At 65.2% G+C, this 23306-nt stretch carries 19 protein-coding genes and 1 pseudogene; 14 read left to right on the top strand and 6 right to left on the bottom strand.

The window, feature by feature from the left end:
- The first annotated feature begins 143 nt into the window (after window positions 1-143).
- Window positions 144-980, top strand: coding sequence for a DUF6635 family protein (locus DDE13_RS09720; RefSeq protein ID WP_235868655.1), 837 nt, complete (start codon window positions 144-146; stop codon window positions 978-980).
- Window positions 981-1114: 134 nt separating this feature from the next.
- Window positions 1115-1378 (top strand): annotated as a pseudogene (locus DDE13_RS23405) (IS110 family transposase); the annotation flags it as partial.
- A gap of 629 nt (window positions 1379-2007) precedes the next feature.
- Here DDE13_RS23405 and DDE13_RS09710 read toward each other — a convergent pair.
- Window positions 2008-3315 carry a short-chain fatty acid transporter gene (locus tag DDE13_RS09710; RefSeq protein ID WP_111403867.1) on the bottom strand — a complete coding sequence of 436 codons (1308 nt, stop codon included), beginning with the start codon at window positions 3313-3315 and terminating at the stop codon, window positions 2008-2010.
- Between the two features lie 824 nt (window positions 3316-4139).
- Between DDE13_RS09710 and DDE13_RS09705 the strand changes: the two genes are divergently transcribed.
- The 7 genes from DDE13_RS09705 to DDE13_RS09675 all read left to right on the top strand — a co-directional run bounded on the left by DDE13_RS09705 (window position 4140) and on the right by DDE13_RS09675 (window position 11376).
- On the top strand, window positions 4140-4805 hold the full coding sequence (locus DDE13_RS09705) for a GntR family transcriptional regulator (RefSeq protein WP_222626069.1): 666 nt from the start codon (window positions 4140-4142) through the stop codon (window positions 4803-4805).
- A gap of 177 nt (window positions 4806-4982) precedes the next feature.
- Window positions 4983-5948, top strand: a complete 966-nt coding sequence (locus DDE13_RS09700; RefSeq protein ID WP_111403863.1) for a D-2-hydroxyacid dehydrogenase family protein — start codon at window positions 4983-4985, stop codon at window positions 5946-5948.
- A gap of 343 nt (window positions 5949-6291) precedes the next feature.
- Complete coding sequence (locus tag DDE13_RS09695; protein WP_111403862.1) at window positions 6292-7164, top strand: isocitrate lyase/PEP mutase family protein; 873 nt, start codon at window positions 6292-6294, stop codon at window positions 7162-7164.
- Window positions 7165-7252: 88 nt separating this feature from the next.
- Window positions 7253-8209 carry a Bug family tripartite tricarboxylate transporter substrate binding protein gene (locus DDE13_RS09690; RefSeq protein ID WP_111403860.1) on the top strand — a complete coding sequence of 319 codons (957 nt, stop codon included), beginning with the start codon at window positions 7253-7255 and terminating at the stop codon, window positions 8207-8209.
- Window positions 8210-8296: 87 nt separating this feature from the next.
- Window positions 8297-8770 carry a tripartite tricarboxylate transporter TctB family protein gene (locus DDE13_RS09685; protein WP_111403858.1) on the top strand — a complete coding sequence of 158 codons (474 nt, stop codon included), beginning with the start codon at window positions 8297-8299 and terminating at the stop codon, window positions 8768-8770.
- A gap of 15 nt (window positions 8771-8785) precedes the next feature.
- Window positions 8786-10339 carry a tripartite tricarboxylate transporter permease gene (locus tag DDE13_RS09680; protein ID WP_111403856.1) on the top strand — a complete coding sequence of 518 codons (1554 nt, stop codon included), beginning with the start codon at window positions 8786-8788 and terminating at the stop codon, window positions 10337-10339.
- Window positions 10336-11376 (top strand): AbrB family transcriptional regulator, encoded by a 1041-nt coding sequence (locus DDE13_RS09675; protein WP_162630932.1) that lies wholly within the window; start codon window positions 10336-10338, stop codon window positions 11374-11376. The genes DDE13_RS09680 and DDE13_RS09675 overlap by 4 nt, the downstream gene beginning before the upstream one ends.
- A 12-nt stretch (window positions 11377-11388) precedes the next feature.
- Here DDE13_RS09675 and DDE13_RS09670 read toward each other — a convergent pair whose 3' ends face one another.
- Both DDE13_RS09670 and DDE13_RS09665 read right to left on the bottom strand, forming a co-directional pair.
- On the bottom strand, window positions 11389-12498 hold the full coding sequence (locus DDE13_RS09670; protein ID WP_268951235.1) for a PrpF domain-containing protein: 1110 nt from the start codon (window positions 12496-12498) through the stop codon (window positions 11389-11391).
- Window positions 12499-12511: 13 nt separating this feature from the next.
- Window positions 12512-13648, bottom strand: a complete 1137-nt coding sequence (locus DDE13_RS09665) for a 2-methylaconitate cis-trans isomerase PrpF family protein (RefSeq protein WP_235868654.1) — start codon at window positions 13646-13648, stop codon at window positions 12512-12514.
- Between the two features lie 130 nt (window positions 13649-13778).
- Between DDE13_RS09665 and DDE13_RS09660 the strand changes: the two genes are divergently transcribed.
- On the top strand, window positions 13779-14504 hold the full coding sequence (locus DDE13_RS09660; protein WP_222626068.1) for a GntR family transcriptional regulator: 726 nt from the start codon (window positions 13779-13781) through the stop codon (window positions 14502-14504).
- A 19-nt stretch (window positions 14505-14523) separates the two neighbouring features.
- On the opposite strand, the gene DDE13_RS09655 is transcribed toward DDE13_RS09660, so the two are convergent.
- Complete coding sequence (locus DDE13_RS09655) at window positions 14524-15987, bottom strand: MmgE/PrpD family protein (RefSeq protein WP_162630931.1); 1464 nt, start codon at window positions 15985-15987, stop codon at window positions 14524-14526.
- A gap of 18 nt (window positions 15988-16005) precedes the next feature.
- Entirely contained in the window at window positions 16006-17499 is a 1494-nt protein-coding gene (gene tcuA / locus DDE13_RS09650; RefSeq protein ID WP_111403844.1) for an FAD-dependent tricarballylate dehydrogenase TcuA, read from the bottom strand.
- 191 nt (window positions 17500-17690) lie between these two features.
- Here tcuA and DDE13_RS09645 point away from each other — a divergent pair, with 191 nt between their 5' ends.
- The gene (locus DDE13_RS09645) at window positions 17691-19091 is read left to right on the top strand and encodes an MmgE/PrpD family protein (RefSeq protein ID WP_162630930.1); all 1401 of its coding nucleotides are present in this window, start codon (window positions 17691-17693) and stop codon (window positions 19089-19091) included.
- Entirely contained in the window at window positions 19088-20470 is a 1383-nt protein-coding gene (locus DDE13_RS09640) for an MmgE/PrpD family protein (protein ID WP_111403842.1), read from the top strand. Before DDE13_RS09645 ends, DDE13_RS09640 begins: the two co-directional genes overlap by 4 nt.
- Before the next feature lie 9 nt (window positions 20471-20479).
- Here the strand turns inward: DDE13_RS09640 and DDE13_RS09635 are convergent, their stop codons facing one another.
- Window positions 20480-21565, bottom strand: coding sequence for an AbrB family transcriptional regulator (locus tag DDE13_RS09635; protein ID WP_111403840.1), 1086 nt, complete (start codon window positions 21563-21565; stop codon window positions 20480-20482).
- A 329-nt stretch (window positions 21566-21894) separates the two neighbouring features.
- Here DDE13_RS09635 and DDE13_RS09630 point away from each other — a divergent pair, with 329 nt between their 5' ends.
- Together DDE13_RS09630 and DDE13_RS09625 are read left to right on the top strand one after the other, a co-directional pair.
- Window positions 21895-22866 (top strand): Bug family tripartite tricarboxylate transporter substrate binding protein, encoded by a 972-nt coding sequence (locus DDE13_RS09630; protein ID WP_111403838.1) that lies wholly within the window; start codon window positions 21895-21897, stop codon window positions 22864-22866.
- 33 nt (window positions 22867-22899) lie between these two features.
- A complete protein-coding gene (locus DDE13_RS09625; RefSeq protein WP_162630929.1) occupies window positions 22900-23256 on the top strand; it encodes a hypothetical protein in 357 nt (118 codons plus the stop codon).
- The last annotated feature ends 50 nt before the right edge of the window (window positions 23257-23306 follow it).

Here is a 23306-nt window from a genome sequence, read left to right as displayed (position 1 = left end):
CCTATTCGGAGTCGGCCCGACATCCCATGACCAGGAAATCCTTTCGGTTCCGCCCCGGGTGGATATAGCGTGCGACCAGCCCGGACAGGGCCAGCGATCCGGTGCCAAGGCACCTGCAACGGTGATGGAGGGACCCGATCACCATGTTGGAGAACATCGCGCACATGGATGCCAACGACCATCGCAGCGAAGATGCGGCCTTGGTCCGGGCCTTCGTGCGCCGGCATTTCTCGTGGCGCGGTTCCCTCCGGATGCACGGCGCGTCGCTGGGGCTCGACCTGTTGCGCGCCCCGATCAACGTGGCGCTGGCGCCGGTCTTCCTGTTCGTGCGGATTGCCGCGCTGGTGCTGTCGCGCCTTCGTCTCGTGCGCGCCGGGCGCTGGCTTGCCTCGCGCCGCATCCTTCTGCGCTCCGACGCGTCCCGCGCGCTCGAACGCGCCCTTTGCGACGACCTTCTGGAGAGGCGGACATGGCGAGGTAACACGGACCCCGCCATTCCTGCGCGACATGTCGAGGATTATCTCGGCATCCGCAGCGCAGTCGCTGAGATCGCGACGACCCTTCTGGTGCTGATCGCCGGCCTGCTCGTGTTCCGGGCCGCCACGCCGGGTGTCCTGTCGCTCGCGCCGCTGGTGTCCGAGCGCGCGGCGTTCAATGCGGCCGTCGCTGGTTTTCCGTTGGGCGAAAGTCTCGGCCGTGCCTGGTACGGGCTGTTTCCCGCCGACCAATCCGTCTGGTTCGTCGCCGGGGTCGGCATCACGCTGGTGGTTGCAGGATCAATCGTGACGACGTTTGCCGGTGTCGTCGCGGATCCGTTGCAAGCCCTGCTCGGTGTTCACCAACGGCGGCTGCTGCGGCTTCTCGCGCGCATCGATGCGGCCGAAGGCGACGACCCAGCCATTGCACGAGAACATCTTCTGGCGCGCATGGCCGACGTGTCGGACGCGGCAGCGGCGCTTCTGCGCATGCTGCGGCCCTGACCTTGCCTTTGCGAAAGCGGGCGCATGCGTCGACCTCCGCCGGACATGCGATCCGTAAAGGGACAGGGGTGAAACGTCTCGAAGAACGTCACGGGGCATCTGCGCAGCGAGAGTGGAAGCCCGCCTGACGGTTCCCGCGCAAGACAGGACCCGGCGGACCGCGGGCAACGCGCATGGGCCAGCGCGACATCCGACGACTGCTCATTCTTGGGGCGATGTCCGTGGTCACATGGAAAGGGCAAGAGAGCGGTCGGCCCGGCTGATGGCTCGCTCATATGCTGGCACGAAAACCGCGGCTTCTGGTCGCCATCGCGCTTGCCAACAAGATGGCACGAATGATCCGGGCGATGCTGATGCGCGGCGAAGACTATCGAGATCCGGCGGGTGCCGTCTGCTGACAGTAGATCACCGGCAAACGTCGGAGATGCGAAGAGAGCGACGATCCGGATGGGCAAATGATCGGAAAGTTCGGAGTTCGAAAAACCAGTGGCATGCAAAGAGTTGCGAGCTCGCAATTTTTATCTGGGCCGGACCCGCGCATCGCCATACCGGCCCGCGGCGCATTGTCGGCCTCACCTCGAAGCCTGACACAAGACCGCATCCGATCACAGCTTCAGCACAGCGAAGAAATCCTTGCATCACCGGGGACATCCACACATGCGTGCCAAATTACAGATTTGGTCGGCGCGCAGCTTGTCTGTTCCGCGTTGCCGAATTTTCTGTCGTCGAAGACTGGCTGGGCGCCCTGATCGGCAGGGTTGCGACGCGATGCAGACGGGTTGGCAAGACCATCCAGGCGCCCATCGGGCACTCATGGCGGGGCCCGGAGCCTTGCGAGTTTCGGAACCTGCGACCGGTCGCCAAATCCCGGCGGGTCAAGGCCAAGCCATGCAGCACGCGGGACGGCAACGATGCAGAATCAGGCCCGCTGGAATGAACAGGTCCTTGGCGGATGCCGCCATGCACGCGCAGGGCAGGGAAGGGTGGCAGCCGGCGTCACGAAGGACGCCGACTGCCACCATGTGCCCTAGATCGTCACGAGCAATACGCTGATGATCGCACCGGTAATGAACAGGTGGATCAGGCAGAAGCCCATGATGTCCTTGGCCTTCAGCCCGGCGATGGCCAGCATCGGCAGTGCCCAGAAGGGCTGCAGAAGGTTCGTCCAGGCATCGCCCCAGGCCACGGCCATCGCGATGCGCGCGACATCTGCTCCAAGCGCCTCTGCCGCGGGCAGCATCACGGGGGCCTGGACGGCCCATTGTCCGCCGCCAGAGGGCACGAAGAGATTGACCACGCCCGCGCTGATGAACGTCCAGAAGGGCAAGGTGGCGGCTGTGGAAATCGATGCGAACCACTCCGACATGCTCTGGGCGAGACCGGAATGGATCATGATCGCCATGATGCCGGCATAGAACGGGAACTGTATCACGATCCCCGAGCCACCCTTGATCGCTTCCTGCAAGGCGTCCAGCAGATTGCGCGCGGTTCCGTGCAGGACGATCCCGACCATCAGGAACATGAAGTTGACGATGTTCAGGTTCAGCCCGCCGCCATCCGCGAAGTAGGACACGAGGAAGGCGATCCCCGGAAGTCCCACGAGCCACATCAGGACACGGCTGTTTTCGAGGTGTTCGGCTGGCCGCGTCGGCACGAAATCCTTGGTCCCCACCTCGCCAAGCTGTTCGCGCGTGACGAAGACGCTGTCCGCTTCGCTCGGCAGCATCATGCGGTTGGTCAGTGGTATGACGATGAAAAGAGCGGCCACGATCAACAGGTTGAAGCCTGCGAAAATGGTCATTCCGGTGTCGATGACACCGATCTGATCCTCCGTGAAATGGCCCGGCGTGGCAATCGTCAGCGGGACAGATCCTGCCAGCCCGCCGTGCCAGACCACGAAACCGGAATAGGCCGCGGCAATCAGCAGGCGGTAGTCGACCCGCACCACGCGGGCGAGTTCACGGGCGAAAAGCGCCCCGATCACCAGCCCGAAGCCCCAGTTGATCCATGACGCGGCAAGCGAGACGAGCGACACCAGCACGATGGCGGCTCCTGGACCAGAAGCGCGCCCCGCAAGCGCAGCCAGAAGCCGCTTCACGGGCGGCGAGGATGCCAGTATGAAGCCGGTAACCAGAACCAGCAGCATCTGCATCGAGAACGTCAGCAGATCCCAGAATCCGTTCCCCCAGATCTCGACGATCTCCAGCGGGGTGGTTCCCTCGAACAGCATGGCCGCTGCCGCGGCGACGACTGTCAGGATCAACACGAAGATGAACGGATCGGGCAGATACCGTTCCGTCAGCGTCACGGCGGGACGCGAAAGCAAGCGCAGCACGGGATTCTCCTTATCGGTGTGGGACCCGTGTCACCTTGTATCAGGGACAAGGTCAAGGCGTCGTGCGCAACCCGTCAGGTCAGGGTGCCGGCGGGTGCGTTTCGCCTGAGCCAAGCCGACCACCGTGAGGCGCGAACCGGTCGATGGCAGGGCCCACGGAAACCGGCTTGGCCTGACCTTGCGATCATCCGGCGCGACCGCCTTCGGCGGATGTCACGCCACACGAAAATAGTCGGCATCGCTCGGCCCTGCGCTCCGCGGCGTCGGTTCGAGGCGATCCGGGTGCGATAGACTTGCCGCTGTGACGGGGCCGGCCACGGCACGGGTGATGGTCGTGGCGCGTTCGATTTCGGTGTCCCGATTGCCGGGCGTTGGCAAGACCACCCCCGCGCGTAAACCTCGTGGACGCAGCCCTGAGCCGCAGCATTCCCTGAATCCACCCTGCAGAAGACTTGGGGTATGTCACGCTAGGCTTGGCCCGGAATCGGCTGGATGGCCGGAGATGTGAAGGCAACGACGAAGCTGTTCACGGACAAGACCACCGCTCGCTTCCGCGATTGCGGGCGCAGCCGGAGCGGGACACGCAGTTCGTCGCGCTGGCCTCGGGCGCCGACGAACGGTTCGGAAGTTGCTCCATCGACACGACTGCCGGCGTCGTGACCCTTGAAGACCGCCCCGGAGGCAGGCACCGTCACCACTGCTGGCTTCACCGTCGATGTGCTTTCCTGTTTCGAGCGGTCGGGTTTGCGCCCGGAAAGGGCAATCTTCCCAGATTGTGCGCGCATGTATCCTGCTGTATGTAAAAAGATACAGGGAGACAAATGATGGCGCAGGACGATGGCCACACGGCTGCCGCGCAGGGACATGACGCCTATACCCGGCTGCTTGCAGAAATCCGGCAGGGTCGCCTTGTGCCCGGGGACCGTCTGACCGAAACCGAGCTTGCCAAGCGGCTCGGGACATCGCGCACACCCGTGCGGGAGGCGATCCGCCTTCTCCAGTCGGATGGGCTCGTGTCGCACACGCCCCGTGTGGGGGCCGTGATCCGGGAACTCGACTACGCCGAGATCACCGAGCTTTACGAGATGCGCGTCGTTCTGGAGGGCACGGCCGCGCGTTTCGCGGCCCGCGCCGCCTACCCCTCCGAGATCGACGAGATGGAGGCGCTCAACGCCGAGATGGCGGCGGCCACGGACGATGTCGAACGGCTTCGTCAGGCCAATTGGCAGTTCCACGACATCCTGCGCCGTGCCGCGCGCAACCGCTTTCTGCTGCATGCCGTCGAAGCGGCGCAGAAGCCGCTGCTGATCCTTGGTCCATCGACGATGGAGGAGGGCAGCCGGGCCAGCGCCGCGGTCGCCGAACATGCACAGTTGATCGAGGCCTTGCGCGCGCGCGACGAGGATGCGGCGGAGGCCCGGATGCGCGCGCATATGGACGCGGCCCACCGCGCGCGGCAGCACCAGCTTCGCAAAGGTAGCGCGCGATGACGCCTCATCCCGGCGCGGTTCTCGCTTTCGTCGTGGCGATACCCGCTCGAAGATGGTCCACGGTTTCTGCTGCGCGGCGCCTGCCGTGGTGGACGCCCGGCGGAACGGTGCGCCTGGCGGCGCGGCGCTGATGGCGCGCCGTCGCTGGCCGCATCTGGCGGATGGAGGGAGAAGCAGATGAAGATCGCAGTCCTGGACGACTACCTTGGCTATTCGGAGCGTTTCGCGGATTGGGGCGATCTGGCACCCGGCGTCACCGTGTTCAAAGCGCCTATTCCGCCGGGGGAACTGGCCCGGACCCTGCACCCGTTCGAGGTGATCTGCGTCATGCGGGAACGCACGCCGATTCCGGCCGAGCTGATCGAAGCGCTTCCGAGCCTGCGGCTGATCGTGACGACGGGGCCGCGGAACCTTTCCATCGATATGGATGTCGCTGCCGCGCGCGGGATCACCGTCTGCGGCACGGGCAACCGCAAGGCGGCCACCGCGCACCTGGCGATGACGCTCGTCCTGATGGCTGCGCGCAATGTGGTGCCGAACCTCGACGCGGTGCGGCGCGGCGGATGGCAGGCGCCGGCGGGCCGCGATCTGGAGGGCCTGACCCTCGGGCTGATCGGGCTGGGGCGGCTGGGCGCCGCAATGGTGGAACTGGCGGCTCCCTTCGGCGTGAAGTTCCTTGCATGGAGCCAGAACCTCACCGATGCGCGCTGCGCGGAGGTCGGGGTGGAGCGGGCAGAAACCCTTCCGGACCTGCTGTCGCGCGCGGATATCGCGTCGATCCATCTGGTGCTGTCGGACCGGACGCGGGGACTGATCGGGGCAGAGGAACTTGGCCACATGAAGCCGGACGCCTGCCTGGTCAATACCTCGCGGGGACCCATCGTGGGCCGCGCGGCGCTGATCGCCGCGCTACATGCGGGAACGCTGGCCTGTGCGGCGCTGGACGTGTTCGACGAGGAGCCGCTGCCCGCCGACAGCCCGTGGCGCGACGCGGCGCTGCTGGATAGCGGCAGGCTGATCATAACGCCCCATATCGGCTATGGTGCGCTGGATACCTACGAAAAATTCTACCGCGAGACGGCCGAAGACGTGCGCGCCTTTGCGAAGGGCGCGCCGATCCGCGTGATCGCCAGCCCATCCTAGCACCCCGGCGACGCGCAGCGGGTGCTTGCTGTTCGCCCCGCGAGCGATGCGCCTCCGGGCACGGGCCCAGGGGCTGGATGTCGTCGATCGGGGTATTGTCCCAGCCTGGCCCGGCCTGCGCGACGATGCCGGGGTATCCCTTTCCAAGCGCAGGGCGTGCACACACCGGGTGGTCGGCAAAGCGCGGCCACCCGAAGGAACCAGAACGCGTGTTGGCAAGATCCATACTCCCGAAACTTTGGCACCGTCCCATGTTTCATAGCTGAACGACTATCAAACTGTAAAGTGTTGACAGTTGTCTTCAGACCTGTTGTCTTCATGACGAGAGAGGGACGGAGCATCCATGCCAACCACCGCAGCCGCCTTGAAGCAGGCCATGAAGAGCCGACGCGCAATGATCGTGCCCGGAGCCGCGAACGCGCTTTTCGCTCGTATTGTCGAGGATCTCGGGTTCGAAGCCGTCTATGTCACGGGCGCCGGCGTTGTGAACATGAAGCTCGGCGTGCCGGATATCGGGCTTGGCACGATCAAGGAACTGGCGGAGACGACGGCCGAGATGGCGGACGTGACATCGCTGCCGCTGATCGTCGACATGGACACGGGCTTCGGCAATCCGTTGAACGTTGTGCGGTCGGTACGTCTGCTGGAGCGCGCCGGCGCGTCGGCGTTGCAGATCGAGGATCAGGTCTTTCCCAAGAAATGCGGCCATTTCGCGGGCAAGGAAGTAATTCCCGCCATCGAGATGATCGACAAGATCAAGGCCGCGGTCGATACGCGGCGCGATCAAGACCTGCAGATCATCGCGCGCACCGATGCACGGGCAATCGAGGGACTCGATGCCGCCATCGAGCGCGCGCAGTTCTATATCGAGGCGGGTGCCGACGCGACATTCGTCGAGGCGCCCGTGGACGCGTCCGAGCTTGCGCGTATCGCTGCGGCGCTTGCCGTGCCTCAGTTCGCCAATATCGTGCATGGCGGCCGGACCCCCGATCCCGGGCAGGAAGCGCTGGCCGAGATGGGTTTCAGCGTCGTGCTCTATGCGAATGCCGCGCTGCAGGCAGCGATGCATGGCGCGCGGGCCGCCCTGTCGGTGCTGAAGTCGGACGGGCGCCTGGATCGTGCGGCGCCAATTCTGGCAGGTTTCGAAGAACGGCAGAGGATCGTGGGCAAACCTGCCTGGGACGCGATCGAGCAGACCTTTTCCACGAGGAAATAACCAGAGATCTGCGGATGGCAGGCGGAGGGGCAGGCGTGAGCCTGTTGAACAGTGGCCTAGACCACGAAAATTGGGAGGAACGCAAACCATGGAACTCGGAAGCAAGATCCTGAAGGCGACCGCGGTCGCCGCCGGTCTGAGCACGCTCGCTGGCCCGGTGCTGTCGCAAGATGACTACCCCGCGCGTCAGGTCTCGTGGGTGATCCCCTTCGGCGCCGGCGGCGGCACCGACAGGCTGTCCCGTCTTCTGACCGCCGACGCCGAAAGCATCGTCGGTCAGCCCGTCATGGTCGAAAACCATTCCGGCGCAGGCGGCACGACCGGCTGGCTCCACGTTCTCGACCAGCCCGCGGATGGCTACACGATCTTCAACGCATCGCCCACGCCGCTGGTGACGATCCTGACGGAAGAGAATTCGCCGGTGCAGCCTGAGGATATTGCCATCGTGGGTTATATCGGAGCCTTCGCGTCGATCATCGTCGTGCGCGGCGACGAATTTCCCGACTGGGACAGCTTCGTCGCTGCCGCCGCGGAAGACCCGATCACGGTGGGCGGCACGAACTCGACGCTGCTGGGCGCGGCCAACACCCTTTCGCAGGCGGGTGTGGAGGTGATCTACGTCTCTTATCCCAGCACGGGCGAGGCGGTCACCGACTTCCTGGGTGGGCATATCGATGTCGTCACGACTACGGAGTCGACTGCGGCCACGATCGTGCCGGAGAACGGGATTGCGCTGCTGAATACATCCAGCCTGCCGCTTGCGCCCGAGATCGACGAGGCCCTGGGTGGAAACATCCCGATGTCGCGGGATCTCGGTTATACCGGCATGGCGTCGCCGCGCTGGGTCGGCGTGCACCCCGATACGCCGGAGGACATCCAGGCGGACGTTGCGGAACTCGTGCGCAAGCTCGCGATGGATCCGGCCGTGCGGGAGGCATGGGCCGCGGCCGGCGAGCCGATCCAGTACATGGCCATGGAAGAAGCCCGCGCCGACTACAAGGCCCTGATCCCAGCGCTTCGGAGTGCCGTGAAAATCCTGGAGTGACGCTCCCCCGGCCGGGCGTGATGTCGCCCGGCCTCCAACAGGGCAGCCGACACAACGATCATCGAGGCAAGGGGAGGGCTCTGGATCATGTCGAAATTCTATCGGAGCAATCAAGCGATCGGCGTCTACCTTTGTATCGGCCTCGGTCTGCTGCTCGCCTACATGCTGTCGACGTCCTGGGTCTTCCGGGAAACGCGGGACGGGTTCCTTCTGGGCTTCTTTCCGTTGCTGGGTGTCGCGGGCATGCTGCTGTGCTCCTTCGCCCTGATCGTCGACCCGTTGCGGCGCGAGATCCCGGAAGATCTGGGTGACATCAGCTGGACCGAAACGGGACAGGCGATCGCGATGCTGATCGGCATCGGCGTCTACTTCGCGGCGATGCGTGAAATCGGCTTCCTGTTGACCACGCCGGTGTTTCTTTTCGTCTACATGTTCTGGTTCGGTCTGCGTCCGCTGAAGCGGACGGCCCTTCTCGCCTTGGCGATTCCAGTCGGAATCTACGTCCTGTTCAGTGTGATCGGGGTCAGGCTGCCGAACGGCATCCTCCCCGCATTCTTCTAGCGTCCCGAGGTAGACATGAACGTCGAAGCGCTCAACGAAGCACTTGCTCTCGTCTTCACGCTTGAAACCATGTTCTGGCTCGTGGCCGGGGTGTTTCTGGGTGTCGGCCTCGGTGCGATCCCGGGTCTGACGGCCTCCACCGGCATTGCGCTGGTGCTTCCACTCAGTTTCCTTCTCGACATCACCGGGATGCTGGGGCTGCTGATCGGCCTCTACAAGGGCGCGGTTTTCGGCGGGTCGATATCGGCCATAAGTTTCGCGATACCGGGGTCGCCGGACAGCGCCGCCACCGTCTATGACGGCTACAAGCTGACCAAGCAGGGCAAGGGCCGGAAAGCGATCCTCATCGCGCTCTATTCCTCGGTCACCGCCGATACCCTGTCGGACATCATCGTCATCCTGATCGCGCCCACCATCGCGCTGATGGCCCTTCAGTTCGGGCCGTCGGAGAGGCTTTGGCTGATGGTCGTCGCCATCGCGTTGCTTGGCGCGCTGAGCGGCCGACACCTTGCCAAGGGGATGCTGAGCGCCGGCATCGGGCTGTTCCTGGGAACGATCGGCACCGACCCCGTCAGCAACGTGCCGCGTAATACGTTCGACCAGGTCTGGCTGCGTGACGGGCTTCATCTTGTCCCGCTGGTCATCGGCATCTTCGCCATGAGCCAGATGCTCGAACAGGGGCTCGGCGTGTTGCGCAGTTCCCGAAGGGTGCAGGAGGCGTCGGGCAAGCTGGCGGATCTGTTCAGCAAGACGTCCGAAGGCCTGACCTTCCGCGAATACCTCAGCTGCTGGCGCGAGATGGGGATCGGCCTGGGTGTCGGCACCTTCGTCGGGACGCTTCCGGGCCTTGGCGCCACGGTCGCAGCCTTTCTGTCCTACGGCATCGCCAAGCAGTCCTTCCCCGAGAAGCGCATCGGAGAGGGGTCGATCCACGGCATCGCCGCGGCCGAGGCCGGGAACAACGCGACGGTCGGACCCACGCTCGTGCCGCTGCTGGCCTTCGGTATCCCGGGAAGCGCCACGGCGGCGCTGATCGGTGCGGCGCTGATGTTGCAGGGCGTCACGCCGTCGCCGCGCATGTTCACGCTCCATCCCGAGGTGATCTACGCGCTCTTCATGATCCTGTTCATCGGGAATTTCGTCAATCTCGGCATCGGGCGTGCCTTCGGGTTCCTGTATGCCCGGCTGGGCCAGGTGTCGCCCAGGGTGCTCGTTCCCACGATCATGGTCATGGCCGTCATCGGCGCATATTCGGCGCGCGGGGATGTCTACGACATCTACATGATGCTCGGTCTCGGGTTCCTTGGCTTCATGATGCGCAAGATCGGCGTTCCCGAGGCGCCGCTGATCATCACCTTTCTCATCGCGCCCATGCTGGAAGAGAACCTGCGCCGCGCGCTTCTGATCAATCGCGGTGAATGGACTCCGGCATTGTTCAACTCGCCGCTTGCGATCACGATGGCGGCCTTTGCGGCGCTGGTGATCGTGATCACGTTCCGGATGAATATAGGTGCGAAACTCGCCAAGGTGGGCCGCGCGGATGCTGGTTCCGAGCCGCGGGTGAAATGAGCCGGATCGATCGGGGCATCTGGGTCCGGCGTGGATGGACCGCCGCGATCGGTCTTCTGGGCACGGCGATCTTCTGGCTTCTGGGCATGCCGCTGCCGTTCCTGCTGGGACCACTCGCCGCCTGCCTGATCACGGCGCTGATGGGCGCGCGGCTGTCCGGCCCTCCAACGCATTGGCTGAACTCCGTGCGCACGATCCTCGGCGTGGCCGCCGGATCCTCCGTGTCGCCGTCGCTGATGGAACAGCTGCCGATGACACTGGCAAGCATCAGTCTTGTTCCACTGTTCATCGCGGCGTCGCTGTTTCTCGGCTTCCCGTTCTTCCGGCGCGTGGCCGGCTTCGACCGCCCCACTGCCTATTTCGCCACGATGCCGGGCGGGTTCGCGGAAATGATCCTGTTCGGGGCCGAAAAGGGCGGGAATGTCCGCGCGCTGTCGCTGGTCCATGCCACGCGGATCCTGACCCTGGTCTCGCTCACGCCCTTCATCATCAACATCTATCTGGACGTTGACCTGAGCGTCGCGCCGGGCGTGCGTCTGCTTGACATTCCCGCCAAGGATCTCGTGATCATGGCGGTCTGTGCCTTCGTGGGATATCACGGCGCGATGCGCATCGGCATGTTCGGGGCAAGCGTTCTTGGCCCGATGCTCCTGTCGGGGCTGGCCAGCATTCTCGGCCTGATCGAGAACCGGCCGCCCACGGAAGCGCTGATCCTCGCGCAGTTCGTGATCGGGATCAGCATCGGCGCGCATTATGTCGGTGTCACGCGGCACGAGCTGCGGCACGTGATTTCGGCCAGCGTGGGCTATGCGCTTATCCTTGCGGCGTTGACGCTGGCCTTCGGCGAGATCATCGCGCTGTCAGGCATCAACGATCTGCTGCACGGCATTCTCGCCTTCGCGCCGGGCGGCCAGCCCGAGATGGTCATGCTCGCCATCCTCACCGGAGCGGACATAACCTATGTCATCCTCCACCACGTGCTGCGATTGCTGCTGGTCATGAGCCTTACGCCGTTCCTGTCGCGATGGCTCACCTGACGCGCCTTGGCGTCAGTCCGGCCACGCATGTGACGGGACCATCGCATCGCCCCGTGCCAGAAGCCGGGCAGTGCGCATGATGCCCGCGGACCGCAGATCGAGCCCTGCATTGGTCACCTTGCAGTCGAGTGTGACGTCGATCGTGCCCGTCGGGTGTTCGAGGCTGAGAGTGAAGGGCGCATCGCCCTGACCGGCCCCGGACGGTAGCCGCGCGATCCCGCTGCCGGCGGACCCCGGAAGCATCAGGCAAGCGGCGAGGCATTGCGCCCCGGTCACGGCCATCGTCGGGTGGGTCTTCCACGGCATGAAATAGCGCGCGGCGGCGGCGCCATCGCCCTGGGGCGGTGCGAGAACGCCGAACTTCGGAACGACCTTGTCCGACACGTCGCCAAGCCCCATGAGTCTGCCTGCTTCGCGGCGGATCGGTTCGAAGCGTGCGAAAAGCGCCGCGTCTGCGTCCAGCGCCTCGCTGCCTTCATGGCCGGTGATGCCAAGGTCTTCGGCGCGGGCGATCACCATGGGCATGGCAACGTCCAGACAGGTGACTTCGATCCCGTCGATGGTATCGCGGACCTGCCCCGTCGGCAGCATGGTCCCGGTGCGAGAGCCGACCGTGTCCATGAACTGCAGCGCCACGGGGGAAGCACTTCCCGGCACACCATGGATGCTCTGAGCGCCGCCATAGACGGGGCGGCCGTCGCGCACTTCGAACCGCGCCTCGGCCCGAGCTCCGGTGTTCACCATGCGTATGCGTACGGTCGTCGCGCCGTCGCGGGGCGCGATCAGTCCAAGCTCCACCGCGGCGGGGCCGACGCCCGAAAGGATGTTGCCGCAGGTCGGAGCATAGTCGACCAGCGGCTTGTCGACGGCGACCTGTGCGAAGAAATAGTCGATATCGGCCCAGTCATCGTCTGACACCGACAGCATCGCCGTTTTCGTGGCGACGGGATTGCCGCCGCCCAGCCCGTCGATGTTCAGAGAATGCCCCGCCCCGATCATCGAGATCAGTACCCGCGACAGGGTTTCCTGGTCAGCCGGCAGGTCCGCGCGGCGCATGTATGGCCCGCGGGAGGTGCCGCCGCGCATGAAAACGAAGGGTACGGGTCTCTGGTCGCCTATCACTGTCACTCTCCTGTCACGCCGGAACAAGGACATGGCCCTCGAACATGCGTCGTGCCGTGCGGTACACCGCCCCGTGCCGCGCGTGTACCGTGCCGTCCGGCGCGACGGTCACGTCGGCATCGAGCGATAGCGTGCCGGAGGGATGGCCGACGATGATTTCGCCCGCACCGTGGCGGGCCAGCCGGTTGGGAAGGCTGCCCGGAATGCGCGTGGCGACGGCCAGGCAGATGCCCCCCGTCAGCGGGACCGCCCGGTGCGGGCGTCCGATCGAGATCATGCGGATGCCGATATCGTAGTCCGCGGCGGACTGGCGCGCGCCGGACAGCGTGGAACAGTCGGTCGGCGCGAAGATCATCGCGACCTTGGGGATCGACGGAATGCGGCCGGCCCCGTTCTCGGTCTCTGCGATGCCCATGGCGAGCGAGGCGGCACGGCGGATCCGTTCGAGAATGGCAAGACATTCGGCATCCGCTTCCAGCATGTCGGGCAGCGCGGTGCCGTCCCGGCCGATGTTCTCGGCAGCGACGAAGACGCAAGGGTTCGCGGCATCCACCATCGATACCTCCACGGGGCCAACGCCCGGCACGTCGAGCGTGTCCAGCGCCTGGCCCGTCGGCAGGAGACGCCCGGTTCCCGCACCACCCGGATCGAGGAATTCCAGCCTGATCGCGGCGCCGGTTCCCGAGACGCCATCGAGCGCGAAGTCGCCCGACACCCTTGCCTTGCCATCCTCGGCCTGGAAGCGTCCCACGATGAGCTTCCCGGTATTGGTGTTGTGAATGCGTACCACGGCTTCGTCGCCGTCCGGCGGGGCCGACACTAAACCCTCGTCGAGCGCGAAGGGCCCCATCGCCGAGGACATGTTGCCGCAGTTCCCGCTGGTGTCGACAGTCTCGTCGGTGACGCCGATCTGGAAAAAGGAATAGTCGATGTCGGCATCGTCACGCGTGGGCGGGCCGATGACGCAGACCTTGGACAACGAGGAGATCCCGCCGCCCATACCGTTCAACTGCCTGCCATTGGGATCGGGAGAACCCATCGCCGTAAGGAAAAGTGCGGGCCAGCGCGATTCGTCCCCGGGCAGATCCTCGCGTTTGAACACGAGCGCGTTGGACGTGCCGCCCCGCATGAAGACTGCAGGTATCCGCATCTGTGGCATGTTCTTCCTACTGATTGTCCATACGGATTGAAGCCGCTACATGGTGGAATGTCAACAGTTGTCAATGTGTCTTGGAGCGCTTACAAAAGTCTAATATCTGCGAGTGATCGTTACATTTACCTTGGGCTGGAAAAACAGCATGCAAAAAGCACAATTCGGAAAAGTGACGGCTCGGTCCCTGGTGGATGCCGTGACGGAGGAACTGGAGTCCGCGATCATGGAGGGGCGTCTCGCGCCTGGTGAGCGGATCAGCGAACAAGGCCTTGCCGCGTCCATGGGGGTTAGCCGGGGGCCCCTGCGCGAGGCGATCCGCCGTCTCGAGGGTCGGCGGCTTCTGGAAAGAAAGGTCAATGTCGGCGTTCGCGTGGTCGAGCTTTCGGTCGAGCGGCTTGCGAATCTCCTGCATGTGCGGGAGGCGCTGGAGGGCATGGGCGCGCGGCTGGCCTGCGAGCGCCTGACCGACGCCGAACTCGACGAGATCGAAGCGATGATCGAAGATCACGCGGCGACCATCGATGCCCAGGCCGGGGCAGGCTATTACCAGCAATCGGGCGATTTCGACTTTCATTTCCGAATTGCGAAGGCGTCCGGAAACGACATGCTGATCTCGATGATCTGCGGCGATCTCTACGATCTGCTGCGCGTCTACAGGTACAAGTCGTCGACGATGAAGGGTAGGGCGGGGGCCGCCTTGTCAGAGCATCGCGCGATCGTCGCGGCGTTGCGAAGCCGCGACCCCGAGGCGGCGGAGCGGATGATGCGCAGCCACATATCCAACGGACGTGGCTACGCGCTGATGGCGCTGGAGCAAATCGCTGCCGACGCGGCACGGGAACAGTCGGCCTGAACGACCGTTCGTCCCGTCCCTATGGCACCCACTGGGTTTCCGGAGCCGGGTCGCCCACGACATAGCTCCCTGCGCTGGTCCTGTCCGCCGCGGGCCGCGCGGGGGCGCCTTTCATCAGGCGCAGGACCTGGCTCATGTCGCGGGCGCTTTCCAGCGTTTCCAGCCGCTCGAATACGGCGCCGCCCATGTCGGCGGGCAACTGCGCCGCCTCTGCACAATCCATGAACTTCTCCCACATGCCGGAGACGCTTTTCGGGATGGCGCCGCCATCGGCCATAAGATTGTCGATGCGATGGGCGAGGCGTCGGCCGTCGGTGGTGTGGACGACGACTTCCGCCGCCCACTGGCTATCGGCGCTGTCGGCCATGTCAGGATGAGCCTTCGCCGCCATGCGAGAGAGCAGGTCGGTCACGGCCGGCTCCGAGATTGCGGCCTCTTCGAAATGCTCCAGCTTTACCGCGCCGTCCAGCAGCGCGCGGGCGACCACGTACTGCACGCTGAACTTGGCCTGAAGCTCGGTCCGTGGATGCGGGGTGTCGGTATGCTTCAGCCTCCGACCATGGGGCAGGACCTCGACACTGGCAATCTCCGCGGGCTTCAGAGATGTCGATTCGCGCAGGCACAACGCCGCCTTGATCGCCGCATGGGTGCTGCCGCAACACGGGTAGGACTTGACCGCGATCCCCTCGTCCTCAAGCTCGAGCGGGTCGGCCCAGTTCGCGAACAGACGGTCCGCATCGTAGGTGCCCGGACCGTTGAACACCTCGAAGAACCCCTGCGGATGTTCGAAGGCGCCCGGGTTCGCCGTGAAACCCTCGCGCGCGAGCAATGTGGACAGCAGCCCTGCGCGGGCGCACATGCCGACATGGAAGGGCTTGGTCATGGTTCCGAAATTCGCCTTGACGCCGGCGGCCTGCGAGACCGCGAGCGCCAGCGCGATCGCCGTCTTCTCGGCGGAAAGACCGAGAAGCTTGGATGTCGCTGCCGCCGCACCTATCGTGCCGAGCGTCGCCGTCGGGTGCCATCCCTTGTCATAGTGGTGGAAATGCACCGCCCGCGCGAGGCGGATTTCCGTTTCGACGCCAGCCGCATACGCGGTCACGACATCCTTGCCGGCCGATCTCTCGGCCTCGGCGAGGGCGAAGAGCGCCGGCACCAGCGGTGCGGATTGATGCCCGCCGAAGACGCTGCTGAAATCGTCGTAATCGAGCGCGTGCGCAGCCGTTCCGTTCACCAGCGCGGCATCCAGCATCGACACCTTGTCGGTCTGGGCGACAAGGGTACAGGGGCCCGGGGCGTCGGCAATGCCCGGCACCTGCCGCAACGTGGCGACGCAAGGGGTGCGCGCCCCCGCCAGCATCACGGCCACGGTATCGACGATACCGATCAGCGCGCGCTCGCGCGCTTTCGGCGTGATCAATTTTTCGTCGAACGCGACGATGCGTTCGGCAAGCTGTTCGGCAATGGTTTGCGTCTGGGTCACGGCGATCTCCTTTCGGTGTCAGCCCTGCGCGGCATTGGCGGCGGAGCGTCCCGCGATCCGCCCGAATGTCGCACCAGACACGAGTCCGGTGCCCGCCGGGTAGTTGTCGTAGAACAGTCCGCCGACCATTTCGCCGCAGCAGAACAGGCCGGGAATGGGGCGCCAGTCCGTGGCGACCACCTGGGCGTCCTCGGTGATCTTCAGGCCACCGAAAGTGAAGGTGATGCCGCCGGTCGCTGAATAGGCGTGAAAGGGCGGCTTATCGAGGCGCAGCGCCCAGTTGGATTTGGGCGGCTTCAGATCGCCATGGGTTTCAAGCCCGTCCTTCTTCGTCGGATCGAAACCTTCGCCGGCGTCGCGCGCGGCCGCGTTATAGGCTTTCAGCGTCCGCAGGGCCTGCGCCTTGTCCTCGATATCGAGCAGTTCCAGCAAGTCCTCGAGGGTGTCCGCGACGATCGGGTCCGAGGTGGAATAGCGCGCTTCCAGCAGGTGCAGGGTCTGGGTGTCGAAGATCTGCCACGCCTTTGCGCCCGGCTGGGCGAGAATGGCGCGGCCGAACTTGGCATAGGTGAACAGCGCGGGATCCTCACCTTCGTCGACGAAACGCTCGCCCTTGAGATTGACCATGACCGCGAAGGGATAGCTGAGCCGGTTCGATCGGTCCGTCAATTCGCGCGGGGCGAATTCACCCCAGTCGGCACTGATCGGGGTGGCGTGGCACCCCGACCACTGGCCCGTCGGCATGGCGCCGATATCCATCGCCATGCGCAGGCCGTCGCCCTGGTTGTGCGGCGTGCCGCGCACCTTCGCGTTGCCGATATTTGTGCCGATGTGCTGAGTCCGCATCTGCACGTTCGCTTCGAACCCGCCCGCGCCGAGAACCACGGATTTCGCGTTCAGGGTGTGCATCCCGTCGTCGTCGCGGATCCGGACGCCGCTGACCTTGCCGCTGTCGTCGACGATCAGTTCACGCGCCGCCGCGCCATAGCGGATCTCGACGCCCATCGCCTCGGCAGTCGCGAACCATGCGCGCGACAGGCCCACGCCTTCGTGCTTGGCGCGCACCACGAGCCCGCGTGCCCAGATGACCTTGTTGTCCTTCTTGATCGCGGACAGGCTGAGTGCCGGTTCCATCGGTACCCGGCCGACCTCGTTCATCCAGAACACGGTCTCCTTGGAATTGCGAACGAGGATGTCGGAAAGGACCGGGTCCGTCCGCCCGCCGGTCACCCGCATCAGGTCGCCATGGTAGTCGTCATAAGGATAGGGCGCGATGCCGTCGTAGAAATTCTCGATCTGCTCCTCGGCGCCTGGCACCAGTGGGGCGATTTCGCGGGGATCGTCAAAGGCGAAGCGCAACACGCCACCGGACCAGTGCGTGTTGCCGCCCCGCATGTCGCGCGGTGCCTTTTCCAGAACCACGACCCGCTCGGCCCCGTTTTCCCTGGCAGACACTGCCGCGGCAAGCGCCGCATTCCCTGCTCCCACAACGATCACGTCATATTGCGACATCGCTGGCTCCCCTTATTTGCGTCGTCTGTTTCGTCCGAAGGTCCGTCACACCGAACCGGTTCCGGGCCCCGGCCGTTGCGGGGGAGAATGCTCTTGCGGGATGCAGATTGTCAACAGTCGTCATTTGGCGTATCTGGAAGGCAGTCGGATCGAGCCGGTCCGAACGCGATACAGGTCGAAGGAGGGATGCTGTGAAGGATCGAACTGAGACGCAGGCGCATGCGCGCGGACTGGCCGAGTTCGCGGCAAGCGTGCAACTGTCGGACATTCCCCCGGACGTCCGCGCGCGCGGGCTTCTGCACATCCTCGACGGGTTGGGGCTGGGCCTGGCCTCGACGCGGCATGATTTCGCGGCATCGGCCGTGGCTGGTGTTGCCGCGCTGTCGGCGGGCGACGACCGCTGCACCATGATCGGCCAGACACTGCGCGCCGCGCCGCGGGATGCGGCGCTTGCCAACGGCATCCTGATCCACGGTCTCGATTTCGACGACACGCACCAGCAGGCCATCGTGCATCCGACGGCCGCCTGTCTTCCCGCGGCGCTGGCCATCGCCGAGGAGCGCGGGATGTCCGGCGAGGCGCTTCTCGTCGCCTATTGCATCGGCATGGAGGCGGCGATCCGGATCGGCGCGGCGGTTCAGGGCGGGTTTCACCATACCGGCTTTCATGCCACGGGCATCGTGGCCCATTTCGCCAGCGCGCTTTCTGCCGGGCGGCTTCTCGGTCTCGGCCCCGATGCGCTGGTGGCGGCGCAGGGCATCGCCGCCAGCACGGCCTCCGGCGTCCAGGTCTTTCTCGAGGAAGGCGCGTGGACGAAACGGTTCCATCCTGGATGGGCGGCTGTCGGCGGCATCACGGCGGCCACCTTCGCGCAGCATGCGTTCCGTGGTCCGTCGCGCGCCTATGAAGGCCGGTTCGGGCTGTTCGAGACCCATCTTCAGGGTGATGGGCACGACCTGGCCCCGGCATTTCTGACCGATGCCCTGGGCGCGCGCTGGATGATGGCCGATACCGCGTTGAAACCGTATCCGGTCTGCCATTTCATTCACGGTGCAGCCGATGCGGCGTTGTCGGCCCATGAAGAGATCGCCGGCAGCCCGATCGCGGAGGTCGAGATCCGCCTTCCGGCCGACACGATGCCCATCGTCGCCGAGCCGCAGGCGGCCAAGCGCGCCGCCGCCACCGAGTACGAGGCGAAGTTCAGCGCCCATTATGTCGTTGGCACCTGCCTGTTGCGGGGCGCCTTCACGCTGGCCGATCTGACCGGCGACGCGCTGGCCGATCCCGCCGTGAAGGCGCTGATGCCACGGGTAACCTGCGTGATTGACCAAGACAGCGCCTTTCCGACCTATTTCTCCGGTGGCGTGCGGGTCAGGCTGGAAGATGGCCGCGTCGTCGATCGTCATGTGCGCGTCAACAGCGGGGCGGGGGAGCGCATGATGGACCGTGACGCGGTGTCGGCAAAGTTTCACGCCAACGCCGATCCGGTTCTCGGTCATGAGCGCAGTGCCAGTCTGCGGCAGACTGTGCTCAACCTCGGATCCCGTTCGGCACGCGAGCTCGCCCGCGGCTTGAGCGGCAGCACCGAATGAGCGCGCGCGCCCTCACGATCCGGTTCGTGGAGGCGATGCTCGGGCTCGAGGCGCGGGTGCGGGGCGATCCGGCGGTGCTTGGCCGGATGGATGCGCTTGTCGGCGACGGGATCGCCGTCGGTCTTGCCGGGGCGGCCGAGCGCGGGCCGACGCTGCTGGCCGACGAAAGCGCTGCCCAGTCTGGCGGTCTGTCCCGCGCCGGTGCGACGCTTCTGGCCCGCGAGGGACGGCTGCCGCCCGTGCCGGCCGCCCGTGTCAACGGTGCCGCGATGCATGTGCTGGATTACGAGCCCATGTGGAACCCGGCCAACCACGCCGTCTCGACGGTTCTGCCGGCCTTGCTCGCATTGTGCGAGACTTCGGCACCCGGCACGAACGGCGCCGGGCTCGCGACCGCCTTCGCCATCGGCATCGAGACGCAGGCGCGGCTGCGGCGCGCCTCCCGACAGTTCGAGCCGGCCGACCTCGTGTTCCATCCGCCCGGCGTCGTGGGGCCCATCGGGGCGGCCGTGGCCAGCGCGGTGCTGCTTCGGCTCGATCCGGAAACGGTCGTGCATGCTGTCGGGATCGCGGCGTCACGGGCAGGGGGCGTGCTCGCCAATGTCGGCAGCATGACCAAGGCGCTTCATTGCGGCGGTGCTGCCGCGGACGGGCTCGAGGCTGCACTGCTGGCCGCGCGCGGGTTCACGGCGGACGGCGATGCGCTCGACGGGCCGCGGGGCTATCTGAACGCATTTTTCGGCAGCGGCGCCGACCCCGGTGCGCTGACCGAAGACAGGCCGCTCGCGGTGATGGATCCGGGCCCGGCCTTCAAGTTCTACCCCAGCCAGTACGGAACGCATTTCGTCATCACTGCGGCACTGGAGCTTCATGCTGCCATCGGCAGCGACGCGCCGATCGAAAGCGTGACGATTACCTGCCCCCCGATGCCCTATGTCGACCGCCCGTCGCCGCCCTCGGGCCTCGCCGGGAAGTTCAGTTTCCAGTATGTGGCGGCGGCCGCGCTCCTGGACGGGGCCGTGACCCTCGACACGTTTACCGATGCACGCCGCTTCGCGCCGGACATGGTGGCGCTGTTGCCGCGTATAGCGATCGCGCCCGATCCGGACCGCAAGGGGCGTTTCGACGAGATGAGCCTTGATATCATGTTGCGTCTTGCCGACGGGGCTATGCACGGCGCGATGTGCGACGGCCCGCCCGGCATCTGGGGACGACCTGCGCCGGCGGCTTGGCGTGTCATGAAGCTGCGGGACTGCGTCGCCCGCGCGGGGCTGCCCGAAGGGCTGGACGCGCAGCTTGGCGCGGTCTCGGATCACGACCCGGGCTCCCTCAAGGCCCTGATCCGTTCGCTCGGGCTGCCCTGTGCGGACGGCGCCTAGTCACCCTTGTCAGCGATGCGCGTCCTGGTCGCGCCGCCCGGTTTTCGCAAGGCGTGCGGTCACGCTGATGATCAGCGGGGCGAAGGGCAGGATGATGAAAATCCTGACAAGGTGGAACGCCGACACGACGGCAATCCCTTCCTGCAGGACCTTCGCGGTAAGGGCCATTTCCGTGACGCTGCCGGGCGCCGTGGCCAGCACCATGACCTGCCACGCTTCGTTCGTGATCCAGGCGAGCCCGATTGCCATCGCGATGCACAGGCCGATCAGCAGCAACGACGATACCACCGCGGCCGAGATGAACCCGGTGGCCTTGCGCAGAAGCTCCCGGTCGAAGACCGCGCCAAGCCAGACGCCCAGAAAGACCTGCGCCACGACCAGCACCGGGTAGGGGTAGGCCGTCACCGGCAGGCTGAGCGCGGCGGCCAGCGCGGCGCCGCCGATCGAGCCCACGAAAAACGGATTGCCCAGGCGCACGGTGCGGGCGGTCAGTGCGCCCACCACGCCGAAGGCAGCAAGCAGCAAGGCCCCCGTCGGCGTCCACGGGATCGCGCGCAGGACGTCGTTGGCGGGCTCGGTACTGTCGGACAGCGCGACGAGCGCGGGCGGTATGAAGACCACCAGGATCATGATGCGGAGCGTCTGCGCGAAGACCACGGGGCCGGGCGTGACCCCGTGCCGGGTGGCAAGATGCGCGCTTTCCACCGGTCCCATCGGGATCGACGACAGCGCGGCGGTGACCACGTCCACATGGGCCATCCGCATGAGGCAGGCGGCGACGAGAAAGCCCGCTGCAATGGTGAGAAGTGCGGCGCCGACCATCGGCACGAACAGCACGGACAGCGCCGCCACGGCGGCAGGCGTGAACGAGATGCCGACCGAAGACGCGACCACCATCTGCCCGATCGGTCGCGTGACCGGTGGTACCCGGACCTCGCGGTTCGACAGACGCAGGACCGTCGCGAAAGCCATCGCCCCGATCATCCAGGGCAGCGGCAGGTCCATCAGGTTCCCGATTGCCCCGCATACAAGCGCGCCCGCATAGATCAGCAGGACATGCCTCAGTCGCGCAACGCGGGTCCAGTCGGAAATCATCGCCACTCCTCCGGCAATCGCTCCAACGCGTCGGTTGCCACAAGGGTCTTTTCCGGATTGACGCGCTTGATGGCAATGGCGTCGGCAAACTTCTGCGCCATCGCAATTTTTCAGCCACGCGCGCGTGGATGACGCCCCGATAAAGCCCGCCCGGTCATCCTTGCGCGCGATCGCCTATTGCGGCTGTCACGCGAAGCGTATGGCCGAGAAAGACGCCGACGCGAAAACCAAGACTTGTGAACTGTTGACACTCTGCAAAAGTAATGTCAACCTTTCGAGTTATGGTCGAGTGCTGGACGCTCGTTCGCCAATGAACAGGGAGAAGTGAAATGCCAGCCATCACGAAATGGAAGTTCGCCGCCGCCGCCGCTGTCGCCTTCGGAAGCATCGGGTTCGCGAATCCGGGTGCCGCGCAAGCCGACGACTTTCTCGATGGGCCCGTAACGATGATCGTCCCCTTCGGAGCGGGCGGCGGGACCGACCAGTGGGCAAGGGCGATGACCACGGGTTCCATGGATGTTACCGGACAGCCGATGAACGTACGCAACATGCCCGGGGCGTCGGCGGTCGTCGGGTGGACCAACCTGCTGGATCTGCCCGCGGACGGTCGAACGCTGATCCAGGCGAGCCCGACCCCGATGCTTGCCCTGCTTCAACAGGAAAACCCGCCCATCGATCTCGACGATATCAAGATCGTTGCCTATGTCGGTGCCTTCCGAACGATCATCGCCACCCAAGAAGGTATGGGTTGGGACGATTGGGACAGCTTCGTCGAACATCTCAAGGCCAATCCGGGGGCGGTCACGATCGGCGCGACCAACTCCAACCTTGTCGGTGTCGCGACGACATTCGGCTCTGCCGGGATCGAGGCGACACTCGTGCCTTATGCCAGCACGTCCGACGCCACGGCCGATTTCTTGGGCGGGCATATCGATGCACTGGCCGCGCCGGCCGCCGATATCGCGGCGATCTATCCCGTTCATGGACAGGTCATCATCAATGCCAGCGATCTGCCCTTGTCAGACGACTTCAAGGAACAATTCGGCAATCCGCCGCTTGCAACGGACATCGGTCTTGAAGGTGTTTCCCTTCCGCGCTGGGTCGGAGCCCATCCGGACACGCCGGATGAGATCGTTCTCCGGTGGTCCGAACTTCTCGGCGAGATGATCGAGACACCGGGCGTCGGCGCCATGCTGAAGGCGATCAATGCCGAAGTGGTCTTCGTTCCTGCTCCGCAGGCGCAGGAAAACTACAACCGGCTTTCCGAAAACATGCGCGTTGCGACGGAACTCTTGCGCTAACGCCCCGGAACGACAGGCATGGGGATTGCCGCCATGACCGGCGATCTCCATGCCTTCCTTGCACATACCCGAAGAATTGGAGCGGATATGCCGAGTGGAAACAACAGGTTTTCGATACCTTGGCTCAAATCGAACCAGCTCTTCGGAATCGCTCTGACAGTTTCCCTCCTGGGTCTCTTCTACTACATCTACAACAGCAATTGGGCGTCATCGGTCCAGTCGGATCGTTTCACGCTCGGCTTCTTTCCGCTCCTTGGCGTCGTCTGGATGCTCATCGCGGCGGTTATGATGATCTTCGACAGTTATCGCCAGGAATCGAGCGGCGATTTCGCCGAGTTTGCCAGAAGTGGCTTTCCCTGGGTGCTGTCGATCCTGCTTGGTTCGCCCTGAACAATTCCTAACCTACTGATTCTCAGCGCAGATCACGCTGGAGCGCTGGT

Source organism: Meridianimarinicoccus zhengii (assembly GCF_003254465.1).
GTDB classification, from domain to species: domain Bacteria; phylum Pseudomonadota; class Alphaproteobacteria; order Rhodobacterales; family Rhodobacteraceae; genus Meridianimarinicoccus; species Meridianimarinicoccus zhengii.
This window is presented reverse-complemented; position numbering and strand designations above follow the sequence as displayed.